Here is a 15,487-nt window from a genome sequence, read left to right as displayed (position 1 = left end):
GCGCTCTCACACCCTGACCCCGTCGCGCAGTCCCTCGAGGAGCTTCTCGCCGATGCCGGGCACGGCCAGAAGGTCGTCGATGGAGGCGAAGCGACCGTTCTCCTCTCGCCAGGCGACGATCCGCTCCGCCAGCGCGGGTCCGATACGCGGAAGCGTCTCGAGTGCTGCCTGATCCGCCGTGTTGAGATCTATCCGCGCGTCGCCCGGTGGCGCTGCCGCCCCGTCGGGTGCATCCGTCATCGCGCCTGTCGCCGGCACGACGATCTGCTCCCCGTCTTCGACCACCCGTGCGAGGTTTACGGCGCTCAGGTCCGCATCGGTGGTCGTTCCGCCGGCAGCGGCCACCGCATCGACGACTCGCGCGTCGAGATCGAGCACGTAGAGCCCCGGCCTCTCGACAGAGCCGAGCACGTGCACGTACAGCTCACCGGTCGACGAGAGCCCCGGGCTCGCACCTGCTCCGGCGCCGGTGTCCGTGCCGGTGTCCGTGAGTGACACGGTTTCGACAGGCGCAGACTGACCACGCAGAATGCCGACCCCGACGGCAGCCGACAGCACGACGAGTGCCAGCACCACCGCCGCTCCCACGCTCAGGCGCAGACGGCGCCGGTGCGGAAGAGGTGCCTGGGGAGAAGCCATCCGGCCACGCTAGGAGACAACGATCCCCCGGTGGTGCGCAGTAGACGCCTACAGTGGACAACCTGATCGGACCATCCTCCGTGGAGAAGAGACGATCAGCCCTTGACGACGAAGCTCACGATCTTGGGAGCACGCACGACGACCTTGACGATCTCGCGGTCACCGATCGATCGGATCACACGCTCATCGGCCCGGGCCAAGGCCTCGAGCTCCGACTCGCCGATCCGAGCGGACACCTCGAGCTGCGCACGCACCTTGCCGCCCACCTGCACGACGGCGGTGATGGTGTCCTCGATCAGCAGTGCGGGATCGGCGGAGCGCCAGGTCACCAGCCCGACGGAAGGCTCATGGCCGAGGATCTCCCACATCTCCTCCGCGGTGTGCGGGGCGATGAGGTCGAGCATCACGGCGATCGTCTCCGCGGCCTCGCGCACGGCGGGGTCGCCGGCACCAGCGGCGCTGTCGATCGTCTTGCGCGTGACGTTCACCAGCTCCATCAGGCGCGCGACCAGCACGTTGAACTTCGTCTGCTCGACGAGCGCCGGCGCCTCGGAGAGGAGCTTGTGCGTCGCGCGGCGGAGAGCGGCGTCACCACCGTCGAAGACCACATCGACCGGGCTCGACACCTCCCCCGCGATGCGCATCGCACGCGCCAGGAACTTCTGGGCACCGGTCGTCGAGACGTCCGCCCAGTCCTTGTCGTCCTCCACAGGACCGGCGAAAGCGAGGCCGACACGCAGCGCGTCGGCACCGTGCGCGTCGAGCTCTTCCTGGAACAGCACCAGGTTGCCCTTGCTCTTGGACATCTTCTGTCCGTCGAGCAGGACCATGCCCTGGTTGATGAGATTCGAGAACGGCTCGGTGAAGTCGATCAGGCCCATGTCGAACAGGACCTTCGTGATGAAGCGCGCGTACAGCAGGTGCAGGATCGCGTGCTCCACGCCGCCGATGTACGAGTCGACCGGCGCCCAACGAGCCGCCTGAGCAGGGTCGAACGCGACGGTCTCGCTGTTCGGCGACAGGAAACGCAGGAAGTACCACGAGCTGTCGACGAACGTGTCCATCGTGTCGGGGTCGCGCAGCACGGGGTCGCCGGTCTCGGGATCGGTCGTGCGCACCCAGTTCTCCGCACCACCCAGCGGCGAGGTGCCCTTGGGCTTCAGGTCCAGCCCTTCGACACTCGGCAGCTTCACGGGGAGCTTGTCCTCAGGAACCGGGATGATCGTGCCGTCCTCGCCGTGCAGCATCGGGATCGGGGTACCCCAGAAACGCTGACGGGAGATGAGCCAATCACGCAGACGGTAGTTCTTCGCGGCACGACCGGTACCGGAAGCCTCCAGTTGCTCGATCGCACGCGCGATCGCATTGCGCTTGGAGAGCCCGTTCAGCGCACCGGAGTTGATCATCCGACCCTCACCCGTGAGCGCGATGCCGGTGGTGGCCGGACTCTGCTCCTCGAGTGCTGCACCGGTGTCGATCGGCACGCCCTCGTCATCGACCTCGATCACGGGCATCGCACCCGTGACAGGAGCCGTGGTGTCGACGACCACCTTGACCGGCAGGTCGAAGGCTCGGGCGAAATCGAGGTCGCGCTGGTCGTGCGCCGGCACGGCCATGACCGCGCCATGGCCGTAGTCGGCCAGCACGTAGTCCGCCGCCCACACCGGCAACTTCTCGCCGTTGACGGGGTTGATCGCGTAGCGCTCCAGGAAGACACCCGTCTTCGGACGGTCCGTGGACTGCCGATCGATGTCGGTCTCCTTCTGCACCTGCTCCAGATACGTCTGGAAACGCTCACGCACCTCGTCAGGCGCGCCGGCCGCGAGCTCCGCCGCCAGGTCGGAATCCGGAGCGACCACGAAGAACGTGGCACCGTGCAGGGTGTCGGGTCGCGTCGAGAACACCGTGACCGGCTCCTCGCGCCCCTCGATGAGGAAGTCGACATCGGCTCCCACCGAGCGACCGATCCAGTTGCGCTGCATCTGCAGCACCTTGTGCGGCCAGAAGCCCTCGAGCTGGTTCAGGTCGTCCAGCAGTCGATCCGCGTAATCCGTGATCCGGAAGTACCACTGCGTCAGCTTCTTCTTGACGACCTCGTAGCCGCAACGCTCGCAGCGCCCGTCGACGACCTGCTCGTTCGCGAGCACCGTCTGATCGTTCGGGCACCAGTTGACGGGGCTCTTCTTGCGATACGCCAGGCCGCGCTCGTACAGCTTCAGGAACAGCCACTGGTTCCAGCGGTAGTACTCGGGGTCGGACGTGTGCAGTACGCGGCTCCAGTCGAAAGAGACGCCGTACTGCTCGAATCCGACCTTCTGCTGCGCGATGTTCTGGTAGGTCCACTCACGCGGATCGGCACCCTGACGGATCGCCGCGTTCTCCGCCGGCAGACCGAAGGAGTCCCAGCCGATCGGGTTCAGCACGTTGTGTCCGCGGTGACGCCAGAACCGAGCCACGATGTCGGAGTAGAGGTAGTTCTCCGCGTGTCCCATGTGCAGATCACCGGAGGGATACGGGAACATCGCGAGCACGTACCGACGCGGCCGGGTGTCGTCATCGCCACCCGTGAGGAACGTGCCGTTGTCCGCCCAGTACTTCTGCCACTTGTTCTGGATGGCGTGCGCCGACGGGGTCTCGTCGTCGGCAGGAGCGGTGGACAGGTTCTCAGACAACGAACGCACGACCAATCTGGTGGAAAAAGCGGGATCAGTTCAGGATATCGGAACGCCAGAGGGCAGGCATTCCGGCGCCGAGTGCGGCGAGCGGCGCCCGAGCCTTGGTCGCGACCTCGGCCACCTCGGATGTGGCGACGGACCCCCAGGTGATTCCTCCGCCGGCACCGACGACGGCCTGCTCCTCATCGATCAGGATGCTGCGGATCACCATCGCCAGGTCGAGGGCGCCGTCGACGCCGACGTATCCGAAGCACCCGGCGTACACGCCGCGTGGCCCGCCCTCCAGCTCGTGGAGGCGAGTCATCGCGGAGAGCTTCGGGGCACCGGTCATGCTCCCCGCGGGGAAGGCCGCACGGAGCAGATCCCCGACTGTCGTCCCCTCGACCGCGACGCCGCTGACCGTACTCACCAGCTGATGCACGGCGGGATAGCTCTCCACCACCCAGAGTCCCTCGACACGGATGCTCCCCGCCGCGCACACCTGCGAGAGGTCATTGCGCATCAGGTCGACGATCATCACGTTCTCGGCACGTTCCTTGGGATCTGCGGCCAGTTCTGCGGCGAGCGCGGCGTCTGCGACGGGCTCGGCGCCTCGGGGTCTGGTGCCCTTGATGGGTCTGGTGCGGATGATGCCGCCCGCTGCGTGGAGGAACTGCTCCGGGCTCGCACTCAAGAGGGTGCGTCCGCCGATCCGCACGAAGCCCCCGTGGTGCGCGGGGGTCGAGGTGCGGAGGCGGTGGTAGACCTCGACGGCATCATGCGTGCCGGACACAGTGAAGCGGGTGGTCAAGCACAGCTGGTACGCGATGCCCTCGCGGATGAGCTCTCGGCAGCGTTCGATGAGTGCGGTGTACTCGCGCGGGTCGTGCCGTGCTTCGGCGACGCGCGTCAGGGGCCCGGTCGCCGTGCGGAACCGATCCTGGTTCTGGCTCTCCCTCGTGTACGCGGTGACCGCCGCTTCCCAGCTCTCCAGTTCGCTCTCAGCGCTGAGCGCCCAGACCCGTCGGTGCGAATGGTCGAAGGCGATGAGTCGCTCGGCGCTCAGCCATGCCCCATCTGTCTCGTCGCCCGTAGGGGACACGGATGCCCCCGCAGCCGCGGCGCCGCTCTCGTAGTCGAGCCAGCCCACCCAGCCCCCGGTGAACGGCGGCTGCCCCGGCGGCGGGGCTGCAACGTCGAGGCGGACGTCGCGCGGAAGCGTCGAACGCTCCCCTGTGCCGATGAAGCTCCATCCCGTCGTCGCATCCGCGCCGGCGTCGAGCCAGAAGACATCGGCGTTCCCCGTTTCGAGCATCGGGAACACCGACGACGGCTCCGTCCACTCGGGAAGGGGTCTGGCGCTCAGCAGTACAGGCACCTTGCCAGCCTAGGACCGGGCGGCTCCCGTATTCTCGTGGGGTGGACGACCTCCTGATCTGGCTCCTCGACACCGTGCAGTCGATCGACCCGGTCGCACGCACGCTCATCGCCGGGCTCGCCGTGATGCTGGAGACGAGCATCCTGATCGGTCTCATCGTCCCCGGTGACACGATCGTGATCATCGCCTCGATGGGTGTCGCCACTCCCCTGGAGGGCATCGCGATGGGCGTCGCCGTCGTGATCGGCGCCCTCATCGGCGAGAGCATCGGCTTCTGGCTGGGCCGCTGGCTCGGACCACGAATCCGCGTGTCCTGGTTGGGGCGCAAGATCGGCGAGCACAACTGGGTGCGCGCCGAGAACTACCTCGAGCGCCGAGGGGGCATCGCGATCTTCCTCTCCCGGTTCCTCCCCGTGCTGCACTCGCTCGTCCCCCTGACCGTCGGCATGAGCGAGTACCCGTACCGCAGGTTCCTGGCGTGGACGGCTCCCGCCTGCGCGCTCTGGGCAACCGCATACGTGAGCGTCACATCGCTCGCCGCCGGCAGCTTCCGCGAGCTCGTCGATCGCGTGCACTTCGCGGGCTACATCTTCGTCGGCGTCATCGCACTGTTCCTGCTCCTGGCGTTCCTCGGAAAGAAGCTGCTGCAGCGCCTCGAGGCCCGCCACCTGGAGGGGCCCGAAGCGGAGGCCGACGCCGACGTGAAAGACTGAGTCAATGGCATCGGCTCCCCCAGCCCCCCGGATCCACTGGTTCGCCCGACTCGAACACCGCCTCCATGTCTGGCGTGAAGGTCGTGCGCGCCGTCGTGGTCGTGTCGCGACGATCCTGCCCTTCCCCGGCTACGGCGGCCCAGGGTGGGTGCGCGTGGTCGGACGTGTGCTGATCGTGCCCCCGCAGCGCCGCACACGTCACGGCGAGCCGGCGAGTGTACGCGGGTGGCGCAGCTTCGTCGGTATCCCCGTGGGCTTCGCATCCGTCAGCGTGCATTTCGGTGACACCACGCATCAGGTGGCGGCCGACCGCGGTGGCGTGGTGGATGCCATGATCCGCGTCGACCTCGAACCCGGCTGGCAGACCTTCACCTTCTCCGTCGAGGGGCAAGCCCCCGTGGAGGCGAGAGCGTTCATCGTCGCCGAGGAGACCACGTTCGGTGTGGTCTCCGATGTCGACGACACCGTGATGGTGACGGCGCTGCCTCGTCCGTTCATCGCGTTCTGGAACTCCTTCGTACTCGACGAGCACGCCCGACTCCCCGTACCCGGGATGGCCGTGCTCCTCGACCAGTTGCTGCGACAGCACCCCGGCGCCCCCATGGTGTATCTCTCCACCGGCGCCTGGAACGTCGCCCCCACGCTGTGGCGCTTCCTCGGTCGCCATCTCTTCCCCGCCGGCTCCATGCTCCTGACCGACTGGGGACCGACGCATGAACGCTGGTTCCGCAGCGGCCGCGAACACAAGCTGACCAACCTGCGGAGACTGGCGACCGAGTTCCCACACGTGAAGTGGCTCCTGATCGGCGACGACGGGCAGCACGACGAGGCCATCTACAGTCAGTTCATGGACGAGTACCCCGATTCCGTCGCCGGTGTCGCCATCCGTCGCCTGCTTCCTGCCGAGGCCGTGCTCGCCGGTGGGCGCGCCGGACACGAGCCGCACTCCGAGGACACCGCCCCCTGGGTCAGCGCCGAGGACGGCGCGGGCCTTCGCGACCTGCTGGGCGAAGCCGGCATCCTGCACTGACATGCCCATCGCTCGCCAGGAGTGGCTCCTCCGCGAAGAGAAGCACCGTGAACGTGCCGACGAGCTCACCGCCGCGCACCGTGACAGGGCGACCAGGGCCGAGAAGCACCCGGTGTGGGACTTCCTCTTCACCTACTACTCGTACAAGCCGTCTCAGCTGCGTCGCTGGCACCCCGGTGCCGGTGTCGAGCTCGCGGAGGCCGTCGAGCGAGTCGAGTGGCGGTGGTACACGACAGGCAGCAGCGCGGACAGCGCAGTTCCCGATGCGGCGGCTTTCGGCACGGAGAAGGCAGAGCTGGCATCGCTCATCGAGAGGATGCTCCGCCGCACGGCGTCGCGTCCCGGACAGTTCGGGTGCTTCGGACTGCACGAGTGGGCCATGGTGTACCGCGCGGACGAGACCCGTCACTCGGTTCCGTTGCGCCTCGGGCGGGATGGAACCGACGCTGTGGTCGAGAACCACGACCTTCGCTGCACCCACTTCGACGCCTTCCGCTTCTTCACTCCCGAGGCCGTGCCCCGCAACCGCACCTCGTTGAGCAGGGACGAGCAGCCGCTGTTCGAGCAACCGGGCTGCCTGCACGCCGGCATGGATCTGTACAAGTGGGCCACCAAGCTGGGACCCCTCATCCCGGGTGAGCTGCTCCTCGATTCGTTCGAGCTGGCCCGAGACATCCGCCTCCTCGACATGGAGGCCGCGCCCTACGACCTCTCGCCCTGGGGCATCGTGCCCGTGCCCATCGAGACACCGGAGGGCAAGGCCGAGTACGTCCGCCGGCAGCGAGGGTTCGCAGACCGTGGTGCGGCACTCCGGTCGGCCCTGCTGGATGCCTGGCTCGGCGAGGGAGCCCGCGAGGCGGCCTGAGCGTCAGCCGACGGGCTCGCAGTCGTCGCAGGTCGCCCATCGAGCCGTCGCGGCAGCCATCTGCATGCGCAGCGCCACCACCCGCGTCGCTGCTTCTTCGAGCCTCTCGGCCGGAAGCGCGCCCGCATCGACCGCCGCCCCGATGCCTGCCGCCATCGCCCCGGCAGTCTGCGCGTCGGAACCTGCGATCATCAGCACCAGGTCGTTCCCTGCGGCGATCGCCGCCACGCCGTTCGCGACCGGATCGGCATAGGCGGGGTCTCCCGACGACAGCAGCATCCCCAGGTCATCTGTCACCGCCACCCCCGTGAAGCCGAGCTCTTCTCTGGCGATGTCGTGCCAGACCGGCGAGAGCGATGCGGGAAGCGGGTCGATCTCGGTGTAGGCGAGGTGACCGTACATGAGCAGGGAGGCCCCGGCGTCGATGCCCGCCTCGAAAGGCACGGCTTCCGTGGCACGCCATTCCTCCCGACCCATCGTGGAACTCGGGATCGCCCGGTGCGAGTCGCCGGGCGCGGCGCCGTGGCCGGGGAAGTGCTTCAGCGTCGAGGCGACGAACTGCTCCTGTGCGGTGGTCGCCGCCGCGACGCGCTCGGCGGCGGACGCGGAGTCGATTCCGAGTGCCCGGCCGTGGATGAACGAACCGGGATCGGACGTGTAGTCCGCCACCGTGCCGAAGTTCACCGTGATCCCGGCGCGTGCCACCAGGGCGCCCCGTGCGGAGAACGCCGCCGACGTCTCCGCGACCGGGAGCCCCTTCAGCGAGGTCGAAGCGGGGAAGCCGTCGTCGTGCAGTCGGGACACGAAGCCGCCTTCCTGGTCCACGGCGATGAACGGCGGAAGGGCGGGATCGACGGTGAGCGCGGCCGTGAGAGCCTGCAGCTCCGCTTCCGTCGCGGGGATGTTGGCGCCCATGAGGATGAATCCGCCCAGCCCCGATGCCATGTAGGCATGCAGGGCCACCGGATCGGTTCCCGCGACGTGTCCCATGACCACCGTCGATGCCTGCTCCGCGACCGACATCTCCGCCACCCGCTCTTCAGCGCGTTCCACGAACTCCTCGGAGGAGACGCCAGACGAAGTCTCGGCCGCCGCCGCGCGTATTGGCGTGTCCGTGAAGGTGGAGGAGGCTGTGGCCGGCGTCGCTGCGCACAGCCCCGCCATCGCGGCGAGCGCCAGGGCACCCACCCCGTACCTGCGGACCCGAGACGTCATGCTCGTCGCGGTGATGCAGAGGCGTCAGCAGGACAGCGCATCGGCGATGGGGTCTGCCGAGTCGGCGTCGCCGTTGCCGAAGCGGATCGTCCGACCGACCGTGCACGGTTCCTGCAGGGATGCCGCGATCACAGCTGCGACGTCGGCACGGGAAACGGCTCCCCGCCCCTCGGGATCGATCTGGATGCGTCCGGTCGGATCGTCGAACGTGAGAGTCCCCGGAGCGAGGATCGTGCCTTCGAGGCCGGTACCGCGCAGGTGCTCGTCGGCAGCCCACTTGGCATCGGCGTAGGGGAAGAACGAGTCGTCCCGCGGGACACCGTGGTCGGCGGTGGAGCCGAGCCACGACACCATCACGTACCGCCGGACACCTGCGCGCTCCGCCGCGTCCATGGAGCGCTGCGCAGCGTCACGGTCGACGGCATAGGTGCGCTCGGGTGACCCCCCACCCGCGCCGGCCGACCAGACGACGGCATCGTGCCCGCGGATGATCTCGGCGAGCGCGTCGACGTCCATGCTCTCGACGTCGGCGACCAGGGCTCTCGCCCCACCGGCTTCGACCTCGGAGGAATGCTCCGGGTTCCGGATCACCCCCGTGACCTCGTCTCCCCGTGCGGCGAGGAGCGGCGCGAGCAGCAGGGCGATGCGGCCGTGGCCGCCGAAGACGATGATTCGCGACATACCTTCACCCTACGCGCCCTCTCCGACCTCAGCGCGGGGTCTGGTCGCTGTCGATGACGAATGCCTGCGGATGGTCGGGGAGGTAACGCACCACGATCAGCTGGCCACCGGGGATGTAGGCGTCGCGGTCCGGGTACACGGCCGGGGTGAAGAAATTGCTCTCCAGCGTGTACTCGACGCCCTCGGCTGTCGTGAACGTCACCCATTCGCCGTCGAGGGTCGCCGCCGTCGGCCGTCCGTTGTCGTAGATGTACGCGCGGGTCACCGGAACTCCGATGAGGCTGAGGATGCCGATCACCAGGCAGGCGAGCATGACGAAAGCCAGGATCCGCGCCCCGATGCGCACGATCGCAGCCCCGGCCCGCCCGCGCGGACGCTGATCGGGGCTCAGCAGCCCTTCCCTCCGGCGGATCGCCCGCAACTCACCACCCGGCGCGGTTCCGCCGGCGGAGAGCGCGAACAGGCCGAGGATGGAGAAACCGGCGATGAACACCATCGCGTATCCGTGCGACGCCGGGAAGTTCACGAGCCAGATGAGGGTGTCCATCGGGTTCATCGTCCCGCCTCCTTCTCGATCGTCACCGCGACCGTATGCGGGTCCTCCCTCCGGTAGTACGCCCAGACCGGAGCGCCGACCTGCAGATGCGGGATGGCCTGCGGATACACGAACACGGTGGTGTCCGCCTCCCAGGTCGTCACGCCTTCCGGTGCCATCAGCACACGGAGCGCGAGCTCGCTCTGCCCTTCGCGACGTCGCCCCGTCGGACGGACCTCGAGCACGGAGGCCGTCACCGCGGTCCCGCTCGTGCGTGCGCGCACCTGTGACGGGTCGATCAGCCCCCGTTCGATCCTCCACTGGAGCATGGCGTCACGCACCGCGGGATCGGTGAGGTCTGCGAGCACCACGGTGTCCTGGTCGATGAGGCTGTATCGCACCGGCACGGGAAGTCCGACCTGCAGGGCGGACATGTCTGAGGCGTCGACCAGCATCCGCATCTGGGCGACGAACTCTTCCCCGCTGTTCGGGGTCACGCGGATGAACAGGTCGTACTGCGGCACATCGTTGACGGTCAGACCGGTACGGCTGACCTCGACGATCGTGCCGACACCGATCTGCGTCTCTCCGCGCACCGTCTTGCGACGCCCGAGGCCGGACAGCATGCCGCCGAAGGTCAGCAGCAGCCCCCAGGCGACGCCGATGAGGATCGGGGCGCCCAGGGTGTCCTCTCCGGCGAAGGGAAGGATCGAGTGTCGTTGATCGACTCCGAACAGGCCCTCGCCGACCCACACGACGAGCCAGGCGGAGAGCAGCAGCCAGACGACGAGGAACACGATGCGGAGCATGCTCTCAGCGTATCCAGGGTCCGATTCCCTCCCCCACCCGGAGGGTGTTCCTCGTGCGGAACGCCCTCCTCTACACTCGGGGCAACGACACCGCCCCGAGGTGTCCTCCGGACAGCAGGACGAAGATGCCCACACCGCTGATCGAGCGCGAGATCACCGCGCCTGTGTCTCTCACCACCCCGGACGGGGAACTGAACCGGGATGCGGTGGGCTGGTCACGCACCCCTGTCCACGACACCTCCGGCATCCCCGGGCGCGGACATTGGGGCCGCAACAAGCGGTGGGAGTACTGGAACGTGATGACACCGTCCCACATCATCGCGTTCACGGTGTCGTGCGTCGACTACATGTCGCTCCACGAGGTGTGGGTGCTCGATCGCGCGACCGGGCATGACATCGGCGCCACGGTGATCTCACCCGGGAGCCGAAGTGCGACGCTGCCTGCGTCGATCGGCGATGGGCCCGCGAGGGCGCGCACCCGTCGGATCACGATAGACGTCGATGAGAGCTTCGACGGCACCCGCCTGCGCGGGAGTGCACCTCGCGTCTCGTTCGACCTGCTCGCCGGTCGTCCCGCCGGGCATGAGGCGCTGGGGGTCGTCGTGCCGTGGCGCACGGGTGACGGCATTCCCCGGTTCCAGTACACGGTGAAAGACGTCGCCCGTCCGGCCAGCGGCACGGTGACGGTGGACGGCATCGCGCACGACGTACCCACGGGAAGCTGGGCGGTGCTCGATCACGGTCGCGGACGCTGGCCGTACCGGGTGCAGTGGAACTGGGCGGCCGCGAGCGGGGTCGTCGACGGACGCGTGATCGGACTGCAACTCGGCGCGAAGTGGACCGACGGTTCCGGGGCGACCGAGAATGCGCTGCTCGTCGACGGGCGACTGTCGAAGATCAGCGAGGAACTCGTGTGGGACTACGACCCCGGACACTTCATGCGCCCGTGGCACGTGCACGGAGTGAAGGCCGATCTCACCTTCACACCGTTCTACGACAAGCGCTCTCGCACCAATGCCGTGGTGATCGCCAGCTCCACGGACCAGTTGTTCGGCGTCTGGTCGGGCTGGGTGCTCGACGACACCGGGACACGGGTGCGCGTGGACGGCATCGAGGGGTTCGCTGAAGAGGTGCTCAACCGCTGGTGACGCGCGATTCTGCGGACTTCAGCGCGCGCTGCACGCCCTTCGCCGCGGAGCGACCGGCCAGATTCGCGCCGATCGTGCTCGCAGACGGCCCGTAGCCGACCAGCTGCACGCGAGGATCGCGGACGGCGGTCGTTCCGCGTCCGTTCCGGTCGAGCTGGATGCCTCCGGCAGCGCTGCGCAGATGCAATGGTGCCAGATGACCGATCGCGGGTCGGAAGCCGGTCGCCCACAGGATCACGTCGACCCGCTCGAAGCTGCCGTCGGACCAGCGCACACCGTCGGGTTCGATGCGCTCGAACAGCGGACGCCGGTCCGCGTAGGCGCCCAGACGCTCCGCTTCCCGCTCCTGCGGGCGGAGCATGAGTCCCGTGACACTGACCACGCTCTGCGGAGGAAGCCCTGCGGCGACGCGCTGCTCGACGAGCGCGACCGCTGCGGCTCCCGCCTCCGGGGTGAAGTCGTCGTCGCGCCAGACCGGTTCGCGGCGGGTGACCCACAGCGTCTCGGTGATCGGGGCCAGCGCGCCGAGGAACTGCACGGCTGAGGCGCCACCGCCCACGACCAGCACCCGCTTGCCGATGAAGTGCTCCGGTCCCGGATAGTCGACCGTGTGCAGCTGTTCTCCGACGAACGTCTCCATGCCGGGGAAATGCGGGAGGAACGGATGGGACCAGGTACCGGTCGCATTCACGATGGTGCGGGTCGTCCACTCCCCCTCCGCGGCTCGCACGGCCAGGAGACCGTCGCGGTCCTCCACCCGATCCACATGGACGGGGCGCAGCACGGGAAGTGCGTGCCTCCGCTCGTACGACGCGAAGTACGCCGGCACAGCCTCATTGGCGCGAGCACCGTCGCGGGCAGGAGGCGTGTCTCCCGGCAGCTCTGCAACGCCGTGCACGTCTCGCATCGTCAACGCGTCCCACCGATGCTGCCATGCGCCACCCGGGCGTTCGTCCGCATCGAGGACCACGTGCGAGATACCCAACCGGGACAGGTGGAACGATGCCGAGAGACCGGCCTGTCCTGCGCCGATCACCAGACTGTCGAGGATGCTCACGCCGGATCCAACACGCGACGCCGCGTGCTTGTTCCTCCGCGCCTTCTCATCCGCGCCCTCATCCGTCGTGACGCGCCCGGGATGCCCCCACCGATTGGTGCTCCCGTCGATTCGTGTAGTACTCTTTTCAAGTTGCTCCGGCTGGTCCGGAACAGCGTCTGGGCCTGTGGCGCAGCTGGTAGCGCACCTGCATGGCATGCAGGGGGTCAGGGGTTCGAGTCCCCTCAGGTCCACGAAAAACCCCTGGTTATCCAGGGGTTTTTGCGTTTCTGAGTGGCACCTTCTCGAGGTCACTCACGACTTGCTCACGTTATTTCGATCATCTCGGTGATGACGGATGGGTCATCGCACGCGTGACCGACGCTCCCGGATGCCCAGTGGCATTCAGTGTCAATCCGGGATACATCCCCAAATCCTGCCCATCGCCCTGCTGGATTCAGCCGACGCTCACGAGGTCACCGCGTGCTGTTGAACCCGTAGGGCCGAGTGCAGGTAAAACGCGGCTATCACCAGCGCCGCGACGCCGCCGACCAGCGCCAAGGTCCGATCGGGCACGCCGAAGGCACCCAACGACGAGGCGACTCCCTGGATCAAGAAGAAGGCACTGAGCAGAAGCGCACTGCCACGCGTGCTGGTCATCTTCCACCACGGACGCGGGGCATCGGATTCGCCGGCGCCCCTAAAGGTGCGCGCTGCGACGACGACGGCTGCCACGAGAGCCACGGTCGCCCACGCGAATCCGAGTTCGTAGCCGATGGCTGCGAGCGGAACCGCGGTGAGCGTGATCCCGACGACGAAGACGAGCAGGTACCCGACCTTGGCGGCCGGTGTCTTGATACGCATCATTTCCCTCCTGACTTACGGTACTGCCGTGTACGTCGTGTAGCTGCAGTAGTTGAACCCGCAGTTGTAGTACGTCACCTTGAGGCGCCACTTGTTCCAATACGCCTTCTCGACCTGGGCTGCGGGAGCGAGCCCCAAGCAAGCGATACTGGCCGGCCACGGAATCGGCGCGACGCTGCATGCGCTACTGATGCCCTTGAGCCCGTTATACATACTGACGACCTGTGCTTTACTGAGGTAGCTCACGTGCGTCGTGTACGTCGGATCAGCGACCACGGGATAGGTGAAGCTGCTGTCGTGGTCGACGACCTGCGTAAGGGTTTGGCCATTCAACTCGTAGCGCGTGGGAACGTCTTTTCCGGCCGCGTCCTTCGCCCACGGCGCTGCAAAGCTCCCCAAGACCTCGCCGGTCACGCCATCGATCACGGCTGCGCCACCGTCTCGCAGGACGAGACGCGAAGCGTCGGGAAGGTCGATCGGGTAGTCATAGCGCGTCGGTGCGGTTGCACTACCGATCACGGTCGCAATCTGCACCGAGCCGGTGTCGTGCACGAGAACGACGCTGCTTGACGAGTTGCCGTTGTCATATGTGACAGTTCCAGGAACCGTAGAAGAGGCAGCGCTGACCTCGTCGGCGAAGGGCAGCCCGATCGTCGCCAACCCATCACCCGTCGAGATCGAAACACCATCGGCGGCAGCCGCGGACACCTCGACCTTAAGTCGATTGATCATTACGGTGCTCTGCCCGCCTGCGAGCAGCGGGGTATCGATAGTTGCTGCGACATCAGCTGGGGCAATTTTCGCAACCACATCAACCGCGGATTCCTCCGCTGCGATCGCCGCCGGGGCAATCCACATAGCCGAAATCAGCACCGCCGCCCCCGCAGCGATTGCTCCGATAGCACTTTTGACCTTCATTGGTCTTGCTTCCCCTCTGGTCGCCCGCCCCTTCGGATCGTAAGTAGCACGTTACGCATCACATCCTCGGAGCGTCAATAGCAATCTTCGGTGCTCCGGTCCGTGTTGGCGGACCGTGTGGTTGCGGGGCACAGCGCTAGTTCTGGGACCTGGTGCGACTGCGCACGCTCCATCTCGCCCCGCCCCTCACGCGGGAGCATCGCACCATGAGCGGCCGCTGGCGGGACACGCGGTGCGACGGGTTCTTGCGAGGTGACGAGCAGTGGCGCAGATTCTGACGTGGCGACCCGTGGGAGCCAGCTGATGAAGGTTAGGAGGTCACGAGTTGCTCCCGCTGAATAGCCGAACCTGCGGGGTTCTTCTTCGTCTCACGGGACGGTGTGACATGATCGGCACGACGGGAGGCCCGATGACGGAGACACCTCTCGCCTACACCGACCGGGTGCGTGCGGATCGCGGATATCTGACCGTGAGCGAGCTCATCGCGGACGCGCGAAACGTCTTCCTCGACCCGTACTCCACGCTGGTGTCGGCACACGTTCGCATGGGCACGGGGAACGTGTTCTTCCCGCACGTCCGATTCGACGCCGGCCCCGACTCTCTTCTCAATCGCCCCGACTCGACGGTCACCGTCGGCGACCGGGTCCGTCTTCGCGGGAAGATCGATGTCGCCGGAGCCTCTCGTCTGGGAGACGGCTGCCAGATCCTCGGCGATGTCAGCGCGATAAGCGTCGACCTCGGCGGCGGAGGCAGCTATCGAGACGTCGATCCTGATCTGCGCGGCGCCGTGCTCAAAGGCCGAGGCCACGCCAGCCGCATCGTGCTGCACCAAGGGCACGTCATCAACGGCGACGGCGATTTCGCGGCGGCCGCCACCGAACGACAGGCGGTCTACCACCCCGTCCCGACCCGACACGCGATTCGGGTCGCTGAGGGTCGCCCCTAGCGCGCCCCTCCCCGAGCGTCAACCCGATTCTGCGTCGTCGACGCCCGTCCTACCGT

At 67.5% G+C, this 15,487-nt stretch carries 15 protein-coding genes and 1 tRNA gene; 6 read left to right on the top strand and 10 right to left on the bottom strand.

The genetic code is table 11. The annotated features are described in order from the left end of the window. Positions 1–6 precede the first annotated feature (6 nt). From FFS56_RS03605 to FFS56_RS03595, 3 genes are all read right to left on the bottom strand, one after another. A complete protein-coding gene (locus FFS56_RS03605) occupies positions 7–639 on the bottom strand; it encodes a ComEA family DNA-binding protein (protein ID WP_046749213.1) in 633 nt (210 codons plus the stop codon). Positions 640–734: 95 nt separating this feature from the next. Beyond that, positions 735–3,320: a leucine--tRNA ligase gene (gene leuS, locus FFS56_RS03600; protein ID WP_171010995.1), complete on the bottom strand. Its 2,586-nt coding sequence runs from the start codon at positions 3,318–3,320 to the stop codon at positions 735–737. A 25-nt stretch (positions 3,321–3,345) separates the two neighbouring features. Next, on the bottom strand, positions 3,346–4,671 hold the full coding sequence (locus FFS56_RS03595; RefSeq protein ID WP_249352937.1) for an anthranilate synthase component I family protein: 1,326 nt from the start codon (positions 4,669–4,671) through the stop codon (positions 3,346–3,348). Between the two features lie 41 nt (positions 4,672–4,712). On the opposite strand from FFS56_RS03595, the gene FFS56_RS03590 reads away from it, so the two are divergent. The 3 genes from FFS56_RS03590 to FFS56_RS03580 are packed head-to-tail and all read left to right on the top strand — an operon-like array spanning position 4,713 to position 7,279. Beyond that, the gene (locus tag FFS56_RS03590; RefSeq protein ID WP_046749215.1) at positions 4,713–5,384 is read left to right on the top strand and encodes a DedA family protein; all 672 of its coding nucleotides are present in this window, start codon (positions 4,713–4,715) and stop codon (positions 5,382–5,384) included. Between the two features lie 4 nt (positions 5,385–5,388). Further along, positions 5,389–6,414 (top strand): phosphatase domain-containing protein, encoded by a 1,026-nt coding sequence (locus FFS56_RS03585; RefSeq protein ID WP_061015441.1) that lies wholly within the window; start codon positions 5,389–5,391, stop codon positions 6,412–6,414. A gap of 1 nt (position 6,415) precedes the next feature. Then, on the top strand, positions 6,416–7,279 hold the full coding sequence (locus FFS56_RS03580) for a hypothetical protein (RefSeq protein WP_046749217.1): 864 nt from the start codon (positions 6,416–6,418) through the stop codon (positions 7,277–7,279). A 3-nt stretch (positions 7,280–7,282) separates the two neighbouring features. Here the strand turns inward: FFS56_RS03580 and FFS56_RS03575 are convergent, their stop codons facing one another. The 4 genes from FFS56_RS03575 to FFS56_RS03560 are packed head-to-tail and all read right to left on the bottom strand — an operon-like array spanning position 7,283 to position 10,519. Beyond that, entirely contained in the window at positions 7,283–8,494 is a 1,212-nt protein-coding gene (locus FFS56_RS03575; protein ID WP_249352935.1) for a glycoside hydrolase family 3 N-terminal domain-containing protein, read from the bottom strand. A 24-nt stretch (positions 8,495–8,518) separates the two neighbouring features. Next, the gene (locus FFS56_RS03570) at positions 8,519–9,175 is read right to left on the bottom strand and encodes an SDR family oxidoreductase (RefSeq protein WP_046749219.1); all 657 of its coding nucleotides are present in this window, start codon (positions 9,173–9,175) and stop codon (positions 8,519–8,521) included. A 28-nt stretch (positions 9,176–9,203) separates the two neighbouring features. Further along, positions 9,204–9,731 (bottom strand): hypothetical protein, encoded by a 528-nt coding sequence (locus FFS56_RS03565; RefSeq protein ID WP_046749220.1) that lies wholly within the window; start codon positions 9,729–9,731, stop codon positions 9,204–9,206. Then, positions 9,728–10,519: a hypothetical protein gene (locus FFS56_RS03560; RefSeq protein WP_046749221.1), complete on the bottom strand. Its 792-nt coding sequence runs from the start codon at positions 10,517–10,519 to the stop codon at positions 9,728–9,730. Before FFS56_RS03560 ends, FFS56_RS03565 begins: the two co-directional genes overlap by 4 nt. Before the next feature lie 125 nt (positions 10,520–10,644). Here FFS56_RS03560 and FFS56_RS03555 point away from each other — a divergent pair, with 125 nt between their 5' ends. Further along, complete coding sequence (locus tag FFS56_RS03555) at positions 10,645–11,667, top strand: DUF2804 domain-containing protein (RefSeq protein ID WP_137772048.1); 1,023 nt, start codon at positions 10,645–10,647, stop codon at positions 11,665–11,667. On the opposite strand, the gene FFS56_RS03550 is transcribed toward FFS56_RS03555, so the two are convergent. Next, on the bottom strand, positions 11,654–12,724 hold the full coding sequence (locus FFS56_RS03550) for an NAD(P)-binding domain-containing protein (protein ID WP_137772049.1): 1,071 nt from the start codon (positions 12,722–12,724) through the stop codon (positions 11,654–11,656). The genes FFS56_RS03555 and FFS56_RS03550 overlap by 14 nt on opposite strands. Positions 12,725–12,884: 160 nt before the next feature. Here FFS56_RS03550 and FFS56_RS03545 point away from each other — a divergent pair. After that, positions 12,885–12,957 (top strand) — tRNA-Ala (locus tag FFS56_RS03545). A gap of 214 nt (positions 12,958–13,171) precedes the next feature. Here FFS56_RS03545 and FFS56_RS03540 read toward each other — a convergent pair. Beyond that, positions 13,172–13,570 (bottom strand): hypothetical protein, encoded by a 399-nt coding sequence (locus FFS56_RS03540; protein WP_046749223.1) that lies wholly within the window; start codon positions 13,568–13,570, stop codon positions 13,172–13,174. Between the two features lie 12 nt (positions 13,571–13,582). Continuing rightward, positions 13,583–14,485, bottom strand: a complete 903-nt coding sequence (locus tag FFS56_RS03535) for a hypothetical protein (protein WP_127012110.1) — start codon at positions 14,483–14,485, stop codon at positions 13,583–13,585. 409 nt (positions 14,486–14,894) lie between these two features. On the opposite strand from FFS56_RS03535, the gene FFS56_RS03530 reads away from it, so the two are divergent. Next, positions 14,895–15,431 carry a hypothetical protein gene (locus FFS56_RS03530; protein ID WP_127012109.1) on the top strand — a complete coding sequence of 179 codons (537 nt, stop codon included), beginning with the start codon at positions 14,895–14,897 and terminating at the stop codon, positions 15,429–15,431. The last annotated feature ends 56 nt before the right edge of the window (positions 15,432–15,487 follow it).

This window comes from Microbacterium sp. Beta, from assembly GCF_005502545.1.
Taxonomy (GTDB): Bacteria; Actinomycetota; Actinomycetes; order Actinomycetales; family Microbacteriaceae; genus Microbacterium; species Microbacterium oxydans.
The sequence above is the reverse complement of the archived record's forward strand: the minus strand, read 5'-3'. Positions and strand labels throughout refer to the sequence as shown.